We start from the raw sequence: 17,154 nt of genomic DNA, 5'->3' as shown, positions 1-17,154 counted from the left end.
TCCTTAATAACAAAGCCTCCTAAACGAATTAAAATGAAAGAAATGAACATCGCTTATTTATCTTCAGCCTATCTCGCTCCCGTTGAATATTATACCAAACTACTGGCTTATGACAAGGTATTTGTAGAACAATACGACCACTATATAAAACAAACCTACCGCAACCGGTGCACCATTGCCGGTCCATCGGGTGAGTTAGCTCTTTCCATCCCAACCGTAAAGCCCGATACATTAAAGTGCCCAATGAAGGATATCCGTATCTCCGACCACGGCAATTGGAGACATCTACATTGGAACGCCATCGAATCGGCCTACAACAATACTCCTTTCTTCGAGTACTACAAGGACGACTTCCGCCCCTTCTATGAAAAGAAATACGAGTTTTTAATCGATTTCAACGAAGAACTCTGCCGGATGGTCTGTGAACTGATTGATATTCACCCCACCATTGAGCGCACTTCCGAATATAAGATGGAGTTTGCTCCCGGAGAATCCGATTTTCGGGAAGTAATTCATCCGAAAAAGGATTTCAGGGAAGTGGATACAGAGTTTGTTCCGCAACCTTACTATCAGGTTTTCGAGTCCAAACTGGGTTTCCTGCCTAATTTGAGTATCATAGACCTGTTGTTCAATATGGGACCGGAAAGCCTGTTGGTACTGGGCAAGCGATAACCTCACATTGTTTGTGCCCAGTATGTTATCCTTCATTTTTGCTAAAGTGAAATAAAGATATGATAAATGATTTGAGAAACAAGAGAACTTTCTTATCTTTGTATTCGTTAGATACTTAATAATGAAAGGGAAATAGTTATGGATACAACTATGAATCAAGGTGTTTTTTTGAGTATACCAAAGTCTGATATAAAATTCTTCAAAGAGCTTGCAAAGAAAATGGGTTGGGACATTGATATCAGAGAAGACTTTTTAAAAGACTATATAGCATCACGTCCAAAAAGAGTGAATCTTTCTGAAGAAGAAATTCTTGCAGAATTAAATGCTATAAGATACGAGAAATGAGAATAATTATTGATACAAATCTATGGATTTCATTCATGCTAGGACGCAAGATTGCGACTATGCGCACATTACTTACCCATCCCTCGTTAGAAATATATGTATGCCGTGAGCTGCTAGATGAATTCTATGATGTTTCTTCGCGGGAGAAAATACGAAAATATATTCGTCCGGAAGATCTAGACGATACACTTAAACTTATCCATTTATATGGGAAATATGTCGTCATCCAAACAAAAAGCAAATCAGAGATTAGAGACAAAAAAGATCTTTATTTACTCTCTCTAGCCGATACGATCAAAGCTAACTACATTGTTACTGGAGACAAAGATTTATTAGTCCTAGAAAAACATAACCGGACAAAAATTGTAACTATAACAGAGTTCATGAAGTTATTGTAGCCCTCCCATCTGGAGGAAAATGTTTACCGCTTCAAACTGTCATTATCTATAAATATTTCTATCATTGACAAAATGATTAGGGTTTAGCGATAGCGTCACATGTGATGTATCTCATATCATACTCTCAACTAAACCATAATCACTAAATGAGCTCTATAAAGCTGTTTATACCGCTACTTCTTCACGATTCTTCTCTTCATTAGATTCTGCCGCATCCAACCGATTCAATAAGTATCGTACATTCTGAAGATGTATATTGTTATTCCGATCCATTTTTTTAAATTGCCAACTGTTTTTAGTGGTATTCAGTATACAATTCATTAACGTTCCCACTGCATCAGCACTCTGGAAACGATTGGTATTGGAGATTTGCGTATTCATCATGTGCGCGCCGAATCCTCTAATCACCTCTTTCACACTTATCGACTTATAAGTACGGATAGCTTCAAAGGCCGCCACATTACTATAAAGCGTATTAGCTAAATCCTCCAGTCTCTTTCGATCTGTTCGTTCCACTAGATAGCTTTCAGGATTCATAAAACAATTGAGGGTCAGATAAAAAGACATCATTTCATCATCGGATGAAAAGATAGCGTGCATGAGTTGCGTCGTGTCCCCCGGACGGGCCTCCTGGTTGCTTAAAACTTCTTCCATAAGAATTTTAATTAAATGGTGAATAAATTAAGTTTAATGGGGCGATACAGAAAGGTAGTTTTAAGGAATAAAAGAAGCGGTTCCGCCTGTCCCATTGCTCTTCACCATCCACAACAGGCAGTAGGTGCATTAACATCCTACATGGGGGTGCGAAACCGCCATATAGGAAAATGGGACAAGCATAAAAAAAGCTTGCCACATTAGATACAGCAGGCTTCCCTGCTGTGGATTTTGATAAAGAGCATTGCAAAGATAGAATATAAAATCAGAAAAGAGAAAAGAAAATCAGTATTAATTGAAGTTTACAGCAATAAGCTTAAGACAGAACCGTCTAAAGACTACTTGCAACTATAAGATTCATTTTGAAGGTTCACCGGTTTCACCTTTAGCTGAATGACTATAAATCAAAACTTTATGGTGAAAGAGGATGCAAAATACAGAAAGAGCCATCCTTCACCTCCTTCACAAAATAAAACAATACGACATCGCAGAGACGCTTACAAGATAAAAAACAGAAGGATAAATGACAAGATAGCACTATAGAGATGCTTACATCATATAGATTAATGGGTGTATACATCCAATTTGTTGGGTATATATCTCCAATGTATTGGGCATATATATCCTGCACGTTGGATATATATATCCTGCGTCTTGGGTATATATGTCCAACAACTCAAGTATTAATAACCTAGATACAAAGTATTAATAGCCTATAACTCAAGTATTAATACTTAAAACAACACAATATACAAATGAGTGGAAGTCTTATCAAAAGAAGCCCTACAAGATTAAAACATAAAACTAAATCCTTTATTGTGAGAAGCTTTATATTTTTGAATTTCCAAAGACAGTGATTTTTTCAATTGCACCGCCATGAAATCCAAAAAAGGCTGGCTGGTTTCATCATCTTGTGCTTGTTGTAAAGAAAGGATATAATCTGCCCTATCCTCTTTAAAAATCTTAGCGGGAAAAAGATGATAGCAGAATTGAATGTAGTTCATCAATAAACGAGCTGCTCTCCCGTTGCCATCCACCCAAGGATGAATAGTCACTAAATTGAGGTGAGCATTAAAACTTAGTTCGTATTGTTCACGAAATGTTTCCACACTCTTTTGCCGCTCCTGCAACAGGAAGCAAAGTCCCTCTACTTTAGCAGATACTTTTTGATAACCCATATAAGAACGCCCACCTACACCAGCCGTAACACCACACAAACGAAACTCTCCTCTGGAAGAATCAAAAGAGCCGCCTATTGTATTATGTATCCCCCCTGTTGTCCGCATCAAAGTAGCATTTAACTTCTGCAAGAAAGCAGGAGTTATAGCAGTATTACATTGCGCTTCCTCTTTGGCAAGCTCGTATGCTTTCTTCAGGTCCTCATTCATCAGATGATATACCAACGGCTTTCCTTTAGCTGTTACACCTTCATCAAAAAGAAGCTGTGCATCCATTTCGGTTAGTGTAGAACCTTCAATGGCTGTAGAATGGGTAATAAGAGAATAGAGGTAGTACTTCTCATAGTCTACCGACTGACTGATACCGAGTTGCTGAAACTCCATATACAGTTCCTCTATTTCCTGCCAAATACCCTTTTCCATCATAGGTTACCTTGATTGTTATTTTTCCCAAAATTACTTATGATACAACACTTTACCAAGCGAAACGACTATTTTCTTACTATTTTTTGCAAACACAGAGAAAATGTAGGTAATAAAAAAACGCTAAGTCGATTTGTTACAACCACTTAGCATTTTGCGAATACCCAAACTCGCCGCCATCTCCTTAAAAGAATCTCTAACCAAACATCAACCTATTTCAATTCAAACGGCACAGTACCTTTCACATCTCTGGATGAACTACCGATGATTGTCTCAAACTGGTACGAACATGAAGTAAACTTATATGCTATACAGAACTAAAACAGCATAGCTTTGCGTCTATTCCACTTAGTAGAATTAAGTTGTACGACACCCGGGTCTCATACATACCAACACCCGGGTGTTGACCATGCTGACACCCGGGTGTCAGGTAGCACGAGACCCGGGTGTCAGACAAATCATTATTGCAGGATCTTATTTCCTGCCTTACTATTAGTAATAACTCCAATCACTGTTAGGCTGAAAAAATTTATTGCAAACAATAAAGATCGTGACGATATGGTAGGCGATTTATGTAGTGATTTGATGAGAGATAAAAAATTCAAGAGTTTGCATACAGAGGATGAACAACAAGAGTTTATCATGATCGTTGGAAATATCCATGAACACATACAAGATACTATCATACAATTATTTAAAGAATATTCTGGAGAAGAAGTAGTATTTGAGGAAGAGGAAGAAGAGGAGGAAGAATGGATATAATTGCTTCAAATCAGGTAAGCACCCGATACGGAACAGGCAAATCGTCCACAGTTTGTGGACAAATTCGATTTTATCCTTTTCTCATCGAACTTAAAGCTACTTTTTCCTATATGGGAAGATAATACAAATTAAGGGTGAATGGTAGTAAGTTCTATCCTGACTATAAACAAAGAAGGCGGCTCCTGTACCCGGAACCGCCTTCATCTCCTAAAAAAAGATCTCTAACCAAACATCTACCTATTTCAACTCAAATGGTACAGTACCTTTAATATCTCTGGATGAACTACCGATGATTGCCTCAAACTTACCCGGTTCGGCCACCCATTCGTGTTTAGCATCATCGAAGAAGCTCAATGCTTTCTTATCAATCGTCAGCGTTACCGCTTTCTCTTCTCCCGGAGCCAGTTTCACTTTTTGGAAACCTTTCAACTCTTTTACCGGACGAGGGAGAGAGGATTTCTTATCACTGATATAAAGCTGAACAACTTCCTGACCTTCACGAGTGCCTGTATTCTTCACATTGACTGTGAAAGAAATGGTATCATCTGCAGTCATTGTTTTCTTGTCGGCCGAGGGTTTTCCATAGGAAAAAGTAGTGTAGCTCAATCCATGTCCGAACGGGAACAGCGGTTTGATTTTCTCTTTATCCGCCCAGCGATAACCTACGAAAATATCCTCCCGATAGATTTCATTAATGGTGTCCCCTCTATGTTTAGACTGTGCCAGTTCTTCTTTATTACCCGGATATTCTCCCAGTTTATGAGCACCTACATCTTCCAGTTTTGCAGGGAAGGTGAAAGGAAGTTTTCCTGAAGGGTTAGCGTCTCCCACCAATACAGAAGCAAGAGCTGTTCCGGCTTCCGAACCCAAGAACCAACCCTGAACAATAGCAGGCACTTCATTCACCCAAGGCATAGCCACTGCATTGCCGGAGATATTGACAACAATCAGGTTTTTATTCACCTTTGCCAGTTCGCTTATCACTCTATCCTGCGCGTAAGGCAAACCTAAAGAAGCGCGGTCCGAATCTTCACAATCCTGATGATTGCTCTTGTTCAAGCCACCGAAGAAGATAACATAGTCGGCATCTTTAGCCACTTGCAAAGCCTCTGCGAGCAGTTCATCTTCCGAACGGTTGTCTTTCAAATCCTGACCGGTTTTCACACCGTTATACTCTCCTGTCGGATCGCCTACATACCCACGGGCATATACCACTTCCGCTTTTGAGCCCACACGGCTTTTCAGTCCATCCAACGGAGAAATCTCATATTTCACTTTCAAAGAAGAGCTACCACCGCCCACAGTCATCATCTTTATCGCATTTTCACCGATCACTGCGATTTTCTTCGTTTTATTCAAATCAATAGGTAATACGTTACCGTTGTTCTGCAACAAGACAATTCCTTCTTCAGCTATCTCACGTCCGGCTTGTCCGTGCTCGGGAGAACCTAAAGAGCCGAACGGTTTGTGCGGATCCATTGAAGTACGGAATATCAGACGAAGGACATTGCTAACCTTTTCGTCCAGTTCCTTTGTTCCTACTTTACCCTCTTTTATCAGTTTCAGGTAAGGGAAAGCAAGGTAATAATTATCATACGCATTTCTCGTTCCGGCAGACAGTCCGTTCGTCCAGGAACCAAATTCCAAGTCCATACCATTGTGAATAGCCTGTTCGGTGTTGTGCACACCTCCCCAGTCGGACACTACAACGCCATCAAAACCCCATTCATCACGAAGAATATCTTTAAGCAGACGTTTGTTGTGACAAGCGTGCTGTCCCTGATAAAGATTATAAGAGCCCATAATCGACCATGTTCCACCTTCCTGAACAGCCGCTTTAAAAGCAGGCAGGTATATTTCATAAAGAGCACGATCACTCAATTGCACATTGGTGGTATGACGGTTGAACTCCTGATTGTTCAATGCATAATGCTTCACACAGGCAGCTACCCCATTCTCTTGTACACCTTTGATGTAAGGAACCACCATAGTGGCGGACAGATACGGGTCTTCTCCCATATACTCGAAGTTACGTCCGTTCAAGGGAGTACGGTAGATATTCACACCGGGCCCCAACAAGATGTCTTTCTTGCGGTAACGCGCCTCTTCACCGATACTTTTCCCATAAAGATGCGACATTTCGGGATTCCATGTAGCAGAAAGACACGTCAATGCCGGATAGGCAATACAGGAATCGTTTGTCCATCCAGCCTGATCCCATTCATCCCACAACACTTCCGGACGGATACCATGAGGACCGTCGGTAGCCCATACTTCGGGAATTCCGAGGCGGGGAACGCCTGCCGAACTAAATTTAGACTGTGCATGAATCATCTTCACCTTTTCTTCAAGGGTCATCCGGTTCAATGCATCTTTCACTCTCTCTTCGATAGGCTTACCAGTGTCCAGATACACGGGCTTCTGCGCAAAGGCAGGCAACGCAGTTATCACAGACAAGCCAAGTAACATTGCTTTGAATTTCATGTTCATTTATGATATAAGAAATAAGTTCATACTTTATTTATATAGACTCCCAAACAGGGGATATTTCCTAGTTGCGGACGAGTTTATTAATGTTTTTTACATTATTCCGACCAAAGATGAATCCTGAAAGGGTACAATTCATCATACCCTTTCAGGATAGTTTCAATAAAAATCCGGCATTAATCTTCAGATCAATTTATTTTCTCAACCTTCAGATCAGCATTTGCATTGCCATTCGTTACATCAATGGTAAATCGATAGACAGCTCCTTCTTCAAATGCTTTATTATCCTGCATTTCCAAATTTCCGGAATCTGCAAGTTTAAGCTGTTCCACTAAAATAGAGCTTGCATAATTGCCGAATTCTCCTCCCCAATCATTTTGATGGAAGAACTTAAAACTAATCACTTCCGGGTCACCACTAGTCTTCAACGTTTCCCCGGCTTTCAAGGTTAGCTGATACTTTTTAGAAGCAACTTGCGCCAGACAGAGCGCTTTACTTGGCTCCCAACCTACTTCGGAAGACGTAACAGAAGGCTTACCGATTCCTTTTCCGATAGCCCAGATTGCACCCGTTCCGTCATCTTGCAATTTGGCCGGTTTACCATCTTTCAAAGCCATTACAGAAAAATACTTCAAAACAGCATTAGCTGTCACCCGATAATCTCCGTTAATCGGCAGGAACTTCAATGCACCATCACTTTGTTTCTCAAAGAAGTCAGGATCGATCCACCATTCATTCAAATTATCAATGCCTGTAACAGTTATCATTTGTCCTTGTGTAAACGCCTGATCCGACTTATATATATCAGTATCTGTCACCTCCATCTTATCATTACCAAAGAAAATATCCGGTGCAGGTAAATCTACCTTCCCTACTTTCTCCACTGTCAACACAGCCTTGGTATTGCCTTTCGTCACATCAACTGTAAACCTGTAAATACCTCCTCTTTCGAACTTCTGACCTTCTTCCAGTCCCAAGTTTCCGTCCGATGAGATTTTAACCAATTCACTCGTTGTAGAAATAGCATCACCCTTAAACTCGCCATTGTCCCATTTATTGATATGGAAGAACTTAAAGTTAATATCATCCACTTTCATGGTAACGCCAGCTATAAATGTCAGTTGATACTTCTTCGCAGTAAGCTGTGGCATACACAGACCGTTTTCCGGAGTCCACCCTACTTCAGAAAGTGCCACCGACGGTTTACCGATTCCTGTTCCAATAGCCCAGATAGCACCTGTTCCATCATCCTGCAACTTGGCAGCCTCACCATTCTTCAAAGCAATGACAGAGAAATACTTCATTTTACCATTGGCTGTTATTTGGTAACTTCCGTCAATCGGCAGGAATTTCAATGTTCCATCTTCCTGCTTTTCAAAATAATCCTGGTCTATCCACCAATTATCATAATCAGGCACCCCTTCAAACGCTAGAATGTCATTCTTCTTCAAAGTCAACTTGATTGCATAGATATCATTCTCTACCAATTCCATATCTTCACCGTTCACCTTTAACTTGGCAAATGGTTCTGCCTCGTAAGTCAACGTATTAAACTTGATAGCATAATTTCCCGGTTCCGTATTAGAAAATGAGATAGCATTAGTAGAACCGGCTTCAATCGTTCCATTCTCCCAGCCGAAAGTCAATTCGTTCCCATTCTCTCCCACTTTCGGAGTCTTGATATACGCTTTCATCTTTTGCGAGAAGTCTCCTGTCACACTATACTTGTACATGGATTGACGTTCCATCCGGTACTCTTTTCCTTCCTCATCCACTAATGTCAGGTAGGGGAAGTCCGGTCGTGCCAGAGCGAGTTCTTTCGTCATTTCTGTGGTAGTAAAATGAATGTTCTGAAGAATATATTTCAAAGTTGCCGTTCCATTAGGAATATTAGCATAATAAGGAACAAAGATTTTACCAGTATAGTCATTTCCGCTTGTCTTTGTACGGATAACCGTTTCAGATACTTGTTCTTCTCCATAAAAAAGCTGTGCTTTCAACGTAGAAAGAGGCACATCCACATCCGAAGCTTTAATCGTAAACGGAAGACTATCACCAAAAAGAGCATCTGCATTCTCTGCTTTGATTTCCATACTCGGATTACCGGGCAAGAATTCGTCATCATTACAGGAATTCATGGATAACATTCCTGCCAAAGCCAATATAATATAACTGTTTTTTTTCATTGTCTTGATCGTTTTAAGGTTCTTATTCCGACTTTGCCCAACGATAGGAAGTCACAGATTTGCCCGGAACATCATAAGCAAAATGACGCTTACCATCACTTAAGGTTATCTTTTTAGTCTTTTCATTATTATTCATCAGTACAAAAGCGTATGTTCCATCCGGATTCTCGAAAGCAGAATACATGATATTGCTATCAGCATAGCCGGATGCACCGATACGTACCGCTCCCGGTTTCACCACACTTGAAAGATGGGCGATGATATAATAATGTGAGTTGCGGATAATTGTCTTATAGTCGCTATTACTGATATCCACCGCTCCGTAGCAAGTCTGGCAACCGCCTTCACGGTTAGGAGCACGGTCATTATCAAGCATCAGGTTCCACACTATAACTCCCCTACACCAGTTGTTGATCGTACCCAATGCTACTTCTTTCATATCTTCCAACAATCGTTTCGACAAATCACGTCCGCTATTCCATGTTCCGATAGAAGTCTCCGTGAAAAGAAGTTCCTTTTCAGGATAAGCTTTATGTATATTTAAAAGCTCTTCGCGGTTCCCGCCATAGTTGTGATAAGCAGCTCCGGCCAGGTATTGGGAAGCAGTTGCGTCTTCATACATCTTACCGGGGTAGTTCTTTTCCGTTTCAATATCACTATAATCATAGTTATGATCGTATGCATAAATTTTCGTAGCCAGTCCGGCTGTTTTAAATTTAGGTCCGAGTGCTGTTTTCACAAAGTCCCTCTGTTCTTCCCAACTCATATAAAGCGAAGCGGAATTACCACGGTTCAACGGTTCGTTCTGGGGAGTTACAGCATAAATATCAATGCCTTCGGCGTTGAAGGCTTGTACCCATTTCACAAAATAAGTGGCATAGTCCTGATAATAGGCCGGATTCAGCTGACCGTTTGTCCATGAATCCAGCGGAGTAAGGTCTGTGAGACTCTTTACTTTCATCCATTTTGGACAAGTCCAGGGGGCGGCAATGACTTTAATAGAAGGGTTGATGCTCAGAATCTCTTTCAGAATCGGGAGGATATAATCTTTCTCTTCACTCTGCAAAGCAAAATGCTCAATACCTTTTGTATCGCAACAAGTATATTCACTCAATGAAAAGTCCGAGCAGCCGATGGAGATACGGATATAGCTAAATCCGAAGCCTTTGTCGTCAGAGAATGTTTCCGTAAGGAAGGCGTGACGATCTTCCGGTTTCATTTGCAGAAGATTAAAACAAGTGGCACCTGTGATAGCAGCTCCGAAGCCGTCCATCGTCTGATATTGTTCAGTCGGATTCAATGTGATTGAAGTAGGTGCCAGATTATCTTTCGAGCTGAAATTAACGGCATCACGGGTCAAATCGCGAGTCAGGCTGCTAGTGGTTGCATAAATAGTCACATCTCCGGTCGGAACAGGTGTAACCGGTTTCTCCGCATCGTCACTGTTGCTGCATGCAGCTAATATAGTGAAGCATCCTAAAAAGGTCAATGCTATATTTCTCATGTCTATCATAATCTTAAGTTTTCTATGTTTTTAGTTGAATTAATAACCCGGATTCTGGTGAATCTTATCATTCGCGTCAATTACCGACTGCGGAATTGGCAAACGATAAGAGTTCTTATCAAAAGTGTAAATCTGCGCTTTGCGTCCTGAATCCTTAGCATACACTGCATTCATCACCTCTTCTACCTTGTCCAGACGGACCAGATCAAACCATCGTTGTCCCTCAAAAGCCAGTTCTAACCGACGTTCTTTAAGCAAAGCATTCAGCATGGCATTTTTGTTTGAACGGACAGAGGTGGGAAGTGCTCCCAATTTGGCACGGTCGCGAACTTTATCTATTATATCAGCGGCTCCTTCCAAATCCGGCGTATCCTGCATAATCAGCGCTTCTGCTTTCAGCAACAGGACATCGGCATAACGAAACTTGATGATACTGCTGTTGGCAGAGCGGCATTTATACATGAACGGATAATTATCAGACGGATAATAGTTGCTCCAATTACAATCGTAATAGACTATTGATTCTTTGAAACGGACTTCATCCCCTTCCTGTTTGAAAGCACTAATCAGGTCACGTGACGGAGTCACCCATTTCGCCCACGTGAAATTGTTATTCCAGTTCACGAGATCACGCCCGAACATCCATGTACACCAGTTACCTGCTCCGGATGTAAATTGTGCTTCAAGAATCGATTCTTTTGTATTACGCATCTTTGCATCTGTTCCCGCAGCATTCATTCCAAACAAATCACTGAAATCATCTACCAAATCAAAACCGTCTGCTTTCACCTCATCACAATATTGGATAACTTTCGTATAATCACGCAAAGGTTTCTCGGCATATATTTTAGCCAATAAGGTACGAGCTACAGATTTAGAAAACAACGTCTTATTCCCCGGCGTATTGTCCGGAGCATACAATACTGCATCCAACAAATCCTTTTCAATCTGCTGATAAGCTTCAAGTTCCGTATTTTGTTTGGGGAAATATTGCGGATATACCTCATCAATGTTTTCAGAAGTAATATCATCAGCCACCGTTGTAATCACCGGAAAATCACCCCACAGACGTACCATGTCAAACATTACCATGGCACGGAATATCTTCGCTTCTGCTTTGTATTGCGCCCGTTCGGCAGTAGTCAACGAATTATCTGTCACCAGGTCAATGTTACAAATGAGTTTATTGGCACGGGCCACATCCTCCAAATAACGGTTCCAGTCACGTTCCAACACAGAATTGGAACCTTCAATCGAATTATTCTCAAACGGGACAACTTCCGCTCCGGTAGTACCGGCATAAGCATTATCCGAATGGGAGTCTGAAATCAAAAGTAAATCCACATACCAATGTTCCTGACGGTCACGCATTTGATTATAAAGCGTTGTCAGATGACTTTCAACTGCAGCTTTATCCTTGAATACGATTTTTGTACCATCACTTGTCACTCCTTCCGTCACATCCGAATAGGTGTCTAATGGCTCATAATTCAGCGAGCAGGAAGAAAGTCCCAATAGCAAGCCGGAGGTTAATCCGTAAAATATAGTTCTTAGTTTCATAATCTTTCCTTTCATTAGAATTCAACATTAATACCAAACACGTATGATCTGCAATGCGGGTAAGTACCCCAATCAATACCTTGTACCGTACCGCTGTTACCCCATTGGTTTACTTCCGGGTCCATTCCCGAATAGCTGGTCCATGTCAGCAGGTTAGTAGCCGTGAAGTAAGGTTGCAAACGGGTAATTCCCCATTTCTTCAACAGTTTACCTTTAACGTTGTAGGACAAGGAAACATCCTTCAATCTTAAATAACTGCCATCTTCTACAAAATAGGTAGAATTGAGTAATTTGAAATTAGCCTTAGGCACGTCTGTTATCTGTCCGGGTATTTTCCAACGATTCAGTACACGGGCCGACTGATTCTTACCATCATACATACCTTCCGTTTCAATACGTGAAGCATTATAAATATCGTTTCCATAAGAACCTTGGATAAAGATACTCAAATTAAAGCCTTTCCATGAAAAGGTATTAGTCATACCATAGGTGAAATCCGGATTCGGATCACCGATATAGGTACGGTCGGAAGATGATATTTTACCGTCATTGTTCAAATCACGATACATCAATTCACCGGTTTCAGGATCTACCCCATCACTTATATAACCGTAGAAACCTCCCAAAGCACGGCCCGGCTCATTACGTACCACATAGTCATTCACCACATCCGCAGTTTTAGCATCGTAATAAACTTTCTGTAATTCCAGCTTTGTCAATTTATTCCGGTTAAAAGAGATATTGAAGTCTGTATCCCATGTAAATGCTCCTCCACGAAGATTTTTCGAACTAATAGAAAGCTCAAAACCCTTATTTACCATTTCACCCTCGTTACGGGCAATAGACGTAGCGGCTGCGGCACCGGCAGGTAATGACACATTCATCAACATGTTTTTGGTCTTCTTATAATAATAGTCGGCATTAAACGTCAACCGTCCGTTCAATAGGGTCAGATCCAGACCTATATTAGTCTGTGTTGTGGTTTCCCATGTTAAATCAGATGTACGCAAGTTGGCCTGGCTAATGGTAGGAACAGCATTTGCATAATCAGTAGAATCACCTTCGCCGCCTTTCTTAAACCATTCGATACGACCGATATTGTAACGCTGCAAATATGCATAGTCACCAATGCCCGACTGGTTACCGGTTTGTCCCCAGCCACCGCGCAATTTTAAATCGTCAATCCATGTAAGGTTCTCCATGAACTTTTCCGAAGAAATACGCCAGGCTGCAGAGAATGAAGGAAATACGCCCCAACGATGATCGGGATGCAATTTAGAAGAACCATCGGCACGAAGATTAGCTGTTACCAGGTATTTACTGTCGAAGTTATAAGCTACACGTCCGAAGAATGACATAATTCCCCATTGAGATGCCCCCGTACCTGTATTATCCCAAGATATTTTATTGGCAGCATTCAGCGTTTGAATCTGATCGCTACGATAGTGTGAACCGTTGATCCAGCTATTTGAATAGTCTGAATCCGTCCATGACGAACCGGCCATTACTTCCAAGCCATGTTTCTTGAAGTTTTTATTATAAGTCAATACATTATCAAATGTCAGCACTGTGTTCATATTCCGATTGTCCGAAGCCTCACCGTACTGATTGCGACCCCAAGCAGTAGAAATTGGATCAAGAAAAGTGGTATTAACGGCGTTGCGACGGTCAAGAGTAAGAGTAGACTTAAACTTCAGTTCCGGAAATGGAGTCAGCAATATATTACCCGATGCCAACAAGCGGTTTTCTTTGTCTTTGTTATTTTTCGCACGGGCCATATTTTCTAATGGATTTGTGATATTACCCACTCCATAGAAGTTATTGTAATACTGATTAGGGTTCAAAGCATCCCACACCGGCGCATAAGTCGGTGTATTGATAACAGCCAGAATAACACCACCCCGATTCGAGCCTGTTCCCATTGCTCCGCCTCCATTGCTTGTATAATCTGAATAAGAGATATTAGCACTTACTGTCAGCCATTTACGAACCTGATTTTCCAGATTTACCCGGAAATTGTAACGCTTGTAATAAGAGATGTCCAACACTCCCTGTTCTTTGAGGTAACCCGCAGAAAGGTAATATTTCATTTTCTCATTACCATTGGATACAGCTACCTGATAATTTTGAGTCTTTCCGGTCGTATACGTTTCATCAAACCAGTCGGTGCGATCGGGTAATCCGTCCGGCAAAGACACTAGTCCGATTTCATCCTGCAATTCTTTATATTGTGCTGCATTCAGGGATTCTACTTTATCGGCCACTTTGTTCAAACCGAACTGGGCTGTCAAAGAAACTTTGGCATTACCGGCTGCACCGGCCTTCGTAGTAATTAGAATGACTCCATTAGCGGCACGCGAACCGTAGATAGATGCTGATGAGGCATCTTTCAATATCTGCATACTCTCAATATCATTCGGAGAAAGGAACTTGATATTGTCTACAGGCACTCCATCTACTACATACAACGGATCATTACTACCATTCATTGAAGTAGTACCACGAACACGGATAGACATTTCACCGCCCGGCGTACCGTTAGGCTGAATCACCGAGACACCGGCTGCCTTACCTTGAATGGCCTGTCCGGCCGAAACAATGGGCCGCATATCCAAATCCTTGGTAGATACGGAAGAGATAGCGGTGGTCACATCTTTCCGTTTCACCGAACCATAACCGATGACCACCACTTCATCAAGCACTTCATTATCTTCCTGAAGTGTGATCTTCATCTGTTGGGCTGCCTTTACCTCCTGCGACTTATAACCCACATAAGAGAATATCAAAATGGCGTTTTGCTTAACGTTTAATGTGAAGTTGCCATCTAAATCGGTAATTGCTCCGTTAGACGTACCTTTCTCTTGTACACTAACACCGATTAGCGGTTCTTTTTGAGCATCCAGGACCTGACCGGATGCAGTAATTTGCTGTGCGGATGCACTCAAAGATAAAAACATTGCCAAGATAGCAAAGAAAATCTTGCGACTCCCCGAAAGGATTTTTCGCCTGTTTTTTTTCATGCGTACTAAGTTTTAAAGTTAATAATAAGACGCTCGTCAGCAATGGGCTACTCTCATTACTTTCGAAGCACAGGTCAAAAGTATAAAGAAATTAAAGTGAGCTAACAAGAAGGGGGCAATAAGTGGATCATACAAAACGATAATCCACTTATTTTCACCCATTTACATTCAAAACGTATACCTAAAAAAGTGGTTGATTTACAGTCCGAATTAGCGAATTTTTCGCACTAAATCGTCAAAATCCTCTCTCGATCCACGGGCTTTATTCCTTACTTTCGCCCGATAATTATAAATTGTATTCACCGAATAACGAAGAAACTCCGCAATTTGTGAACTGTCTTCAATACCCAGACGTATCAAAGCAAAGATGCGCAGTTCAGTATTCAATAACTCGCCTTTCTTCGGTAAAATCTGTTCATTTTCCTGTAATAAGTCATTGAATTTTCCCACAAAGTTAGGGAAGAGATGCAAAAAGGCTGTATCAAAGTTAGCATACAATTCTTCCAGTTCTTCATCAAGAGCATCCTGGGAACGCGTTATCTTTAATAATTCCGCAATTTGTCCGGCAGACACTTTCTTATTCACCATCCGCCGGTAAGCGTCTAAACGGTTGATATAAGTAGAACACAGCTTGATGAAACGGGCAATATATTCTTCCTTAATCTGATTGGACTCCGAGAGTTCGATATTGGTAGAAGACAGGCAACTATTCATTTGCCTCAACTCCTCATTCAATCCGTTTAACTGCTTATTAGCTACCTGAAGATGATTTCTTGCATCTGCCAGCTTTTTCATCTGACGGTAGATATATCCCAAAGCTACAATCAACAACACCAACAGTGCAGTGATAAGCAGCAGGTTCTGTTGAAGACGGTCGTTCTGCTTTTCAATCATTGCCTGATAGGTTTTATCAATCAATGAAAGCACGTCAGCACTCTGCCAACTACGCAAACGGGCATTGTAGAACTTGGTCGCATTCCACGAAAAGCGCATATATTGGTACGCACGTTCCATATCACCATCTTCGTAAAGTAGCTGGGCAAGCATCCACAACGAAGCATGGTCCTTAATGGCAGAACGAATATCCGATATAGCAGAAAGACAAAGATTCCGTTTCTCTCCCAGACTATCATTACTGTACTTGTAAATCAAAGAACGATGATAAGTAGCCATCGCATATTGGGGAGTATATGGTTCTATTTTCGTCAACCGGAGATCATTCACTTTCAGGGCATCCTCATACTGGTGTTGATCGCGAAATGATGCTTCACGCATCAGCAGGTATTCTTCCGATTCCGGAGGCAATATAGCATATAATGAATCTCTATATGCCTGCGAGATACTCCAATAACGTCCCGAAAGGGTTTTATCCTGTGTATAAACGCCCAACTCGCCATACACATGGTCAAAGCAGGTGTAATAATCGGCTATTAAACGAGGAATGATTTTCCGACGGTCTACCGATTCCAGCACATCAAGAGACTCTTTATACATTCCAGTTGATGATAATAATAGCGAAAGCTGCAACTGACTTTCTATCTTCCGGTCCGTATCACGCAAGCGCTCTGCAATCCGGATATTTTCATTCAAATAGTGGATGGCAGAGTCGCAGATAAAGGCTTTATATTCTTTGTATATCTGACTGTTCAGATTGTACCGTTCCGCGGAATTAGGTTCTATTCCGTGTGTCAGTTCTTTAAGGTGCTTGATACGTGATTCACGTTGAACCACATAAATTTCATGTTCCTGAATCGTCAAATCAAGCACATTCAACAGTGAGTCCAAGGTCTTATCGGCCCGGGTATATAGTGGAAAAGAGAGAAGTAAAAGAAATATCAGGTACTTTTTTTTCATCGGAGTATTAAACTTTAATAGAAGATTACAAGACTAATAAAGACAAATGTAGAGAAAATCTTCGTATTTTAAAGAATAAAACGGCTAGAAATTAAAAGTACATCTATTCTA

12 protein-coding genes are annotated in these 17,154 nt (G+C 41.2%); 4 read left to right on the top strand and 8 right to left on the bottom strand.

Annotated elements, in window-relative coordinates:
- Positions 1–33 precede the first annotated feature (33 nt).
- The 3 genes from KFO40_RS00550 (at position 34) to KFO40_RS00540 (ending at position 1,415) form a co-directional block, all read left to right on the top strand.
- Positions 34–672 (top strand): WbqC family protein, encoded by a 639-nt coding sequence (locus KFO40_RS00550; protein ID WP_049701561.1) that lies wholly within the window; start codon positions 34–36, stop codon positions 670–672.
- Positions 673–810: 138 nt separating this feature from the next.
- Positions 811–1,017 (top strand): hypothetical protein, encoded by a 207-nt coding sequence (locus tag KFO40_RS00545; RefSeq protein ID WP_022199954.1) that lies wholly within the window; start codon positions 811–813, stop codon positions 1,015–1,017.
- Positions 1,014–1,415, top strand: a complete 402-nt coding sequence (locus KFO40_RS00540; protein WP_008023883.1) for a putative toxin-antitoxin system toxin component, PIN family — start codon at positions 1,014–1,016, stop codon at positions 1,413–1,415. The genes KFO40_RS00545 and KFO40_RS00540 overlap by 4 nt, the downstream gene beginning before the upstream one ends.
- A gap of 165 nt (positions 1,416–1,580) precedes the next feature.
- Here KFO40_RS00540 and KFO40_RS00535 read toward each other — a convergent pair whose 3' ends face one another.
- Positions 1,581–2,069 carry a hypothetical protein gene (locus KFO40_RS00535; protein WP_128859172.1) on the bottom strand — a complete coding sequence of 163 codons (489 nt, stop codon included), beginning with the start codon at positions 2,067–2,069 and terminating at the stop codon, positions 1,581–1,583.
- Between the two features lie 791 nt (positions 2,070–2,860).
- Complete coding sequence (locus KFO40_RS00530) at positions 2,861–3,670, bottom strand: Fic family protein (protein WP_121960575.1); 810 nt, start codon at positions 3,668–3,670, stop codon at positions 2,861–2,863.
- A gap of 558 nt (positions 3,671–4,228) precedes the next feature.
- On the opposite strand from KFO40_RS00530, the gene KFO40_RS00525 reads away from it, so the two are divergent.
- Positions 4,229–4,432 (top strand): hypothetical protein, encoded by a 204-nt coding sequence (locus KFO40_RS00525; RefSeq protein WP_134985258.1) that lies wholly within the window; start codon positions 4,229–4,231, stop codon positions 4,430–4,432.
- A gap of 237 nt (positions 4,433–4,669) precedes the next feature.
- On the opposite strand, the gene KFO40_RS00520 is transcribed toward KFO40_RS00525, so the two are convergent.
- The 6 genes from KFO40_RS00520 to KFO40_RS00495 all read right to left on the bottom strand — a co-directional run bounded on the left by KFO40_RS00520 (position 4,670) and on the right by KFO40_RS00495 (position 17,043).
- Positions 4,670–6,922 carry a glycoside hydrolase family 3 C-terminal domain-containing protein gene (locus KFO40_RS00520; RefSeq protein ID WP_211145964.1) on the bottom strand — a complete coding sequence of 751 codons (2,253 nt, stop codon included), beginning with the start codon at positions 6,920–6,922 and terminating at the stop codon, positions 4,670–4,672.
- 185 nt (positions 6,923–7,107) lie between these two features.
- The gene (locus KFO40_RS00515) at positions 7,108–9,105 is read right to left on the bottom strand and encodes a DUF5125 domain-containing protein (RefSeq protein WP_134985259.1); all 1,998 of its coding nucleotides are present in this window, start codon (positions 9,103–9,105) and stop codon (positions 7,108–7,110) included.
- 22 nt (positions 9,106–9,127) lie between these two features.
- Positions 9,128–10,618 carry a glycoside hydrolase family 30 protein gene (locus KFO40_RS00510; RefSeq protein WP_120143843.1) on the bottom strand — a complete coding sequence of 497 codons (1,491 nt, stop codon included), beginning with the start codon at positions 10,616–10,618 and terminating at the stop codon, positions 9,128–9,130.
- A 30-nt stretch (positions 10,619–10,648) separates the two neighbouring features.
- Complete coding sequence (locus tag KFO40_RS00505; protein ID WP_199722815.1) at positions 10,649–12,184, bottom strand: RagB/SusD family nutrient uptake outer membrane protein; 1,536 nt, start codon at positions 12,182–12,184, stop codon at positions 10,649–10,651.
- Positions 12,184–15,189, bottom strand: coding sequence for a SusC/RagA family TonB-linked outer membrane protein (locus KFO40_RS00500; protein ID WP_211145963.1), 3,006 nt, complete (start codon positions 15,187–15,189; stop codon positions 12,184–12,186). The genes KFO40_RS00505 and KFO40_RS00500 overlap by 1 nt, the downstream gene beginning before the upstream one ends.
- 210 nt (positions 15,190–15,399) lie before the next feature.
- Complete coding sequence (locus tag KFO40_RS00495) at positions 15,400–17,043, bottom strand: DUF6377 domain-containing protein (protein WP_087320957.1); 1,644 nt, start codon at positions 17,041–17,043, stop codon at positions 15,400–15,402.
- Positions 17,044–17,154: the final 111 nt, after the last annotated feature.

The sequence above is a fragment of the Bacteroides sp. 1001302B_160321_D4 genome, from assembly GCF_015667765.1.
In the GTDB taxonomy this organism is placed as follows: domain Bacteria; phylum Bacteroidota; class Bacteroidia; order Bacteroidales; family Bacteroidaceae; genus Bacteroides; species Bacteroides xylanisolvens.
Note: the sequence above shows the minus strand (reverse complement) of the source record. Positions and strands in the feature narration are given on the sequence as shown.

Coding starts and splice junctions, on each gene's coding strand:
- KFO40_RS00515 (WP_134985259.1), bottom strand. CDS start 9,105: ATGAAAAAAAACAGTTATATTATATTGGCTTTGGCAGGAATGTTATCC.
- KFO40_RS00495 (WP_087320957.1), bottom strand. CDS start 17,043: ATGAAAAAAAAGTACCTGATATTTCTTTTACTTCTCTCTTTTCCACTA.
- KFO40_RS00550 (WP_049701561.1), top strand. CDS start 34: ATGAAAGAAATGAACATCGCTTATTTATCTTCAGCCTATCTCGCTCCC.
- KFO40_RS00525 (WP_134985258.1), top strand. CDS start 4,229: ATGGTAGGCGATTTATGTAGTGATTTGATGAGAGATAAAAAATTCAAG.
- KFO40_RS00520 (WP_211145964.1), bottom strand. CDS start 6,922: ATGAACATGAAATTCAAAGCAATGTTACTTGGCTTGTCTGTGATAACT.
- KFO40_RS00500 (WP_211145963.1), bottom strand. CDS start 15,189: ATGAAAAAAAACAGGCGAAAAATCCTTTCGGGGAGTCGCAAGATTTTC.
- KFO40_RS00510 (WP_120143843.1), bottom strand. CDS start 10,618: ATGATAGACATGAGAAATATAGCATTGACCTTTTTAGGATGCTTCACT.
- KFO40_RS00540 (WP_008023883.1), top strand. CDS start 1,014: ATGAGAATAATTATTGATACAAATCTATGGATTTCATTCATGCTAGGA.
- KFO40_RS00545 (WP_022199954.1), top strand. CDS start 811: ATGGATACAACTATGAATCAAGGTGTTTTTTTGAGTATACCAAAGTCT.
- KFO40_RS00505 (WP_199722815.1), bottom strand. CDS start 12,184: ATGAAAGGAAAGATTATGAAACTAAGAACTATATTTTACGGATTAACC.
- KFO40_RS00530 (WP_121960575.1), bottom strand. CDS start 3,670: ATGGAAAAGGGTATTTGGCAGGAAATAGAGGAACTGTATATGGAGTTT.
- KFO40_RS00535 (WP_128859172.1), bottom strand. CDS start 2,069: ATGGAAGAAGTTTTAAGCAACCAGGAGGCCCGTCCGGGGGACACGACG.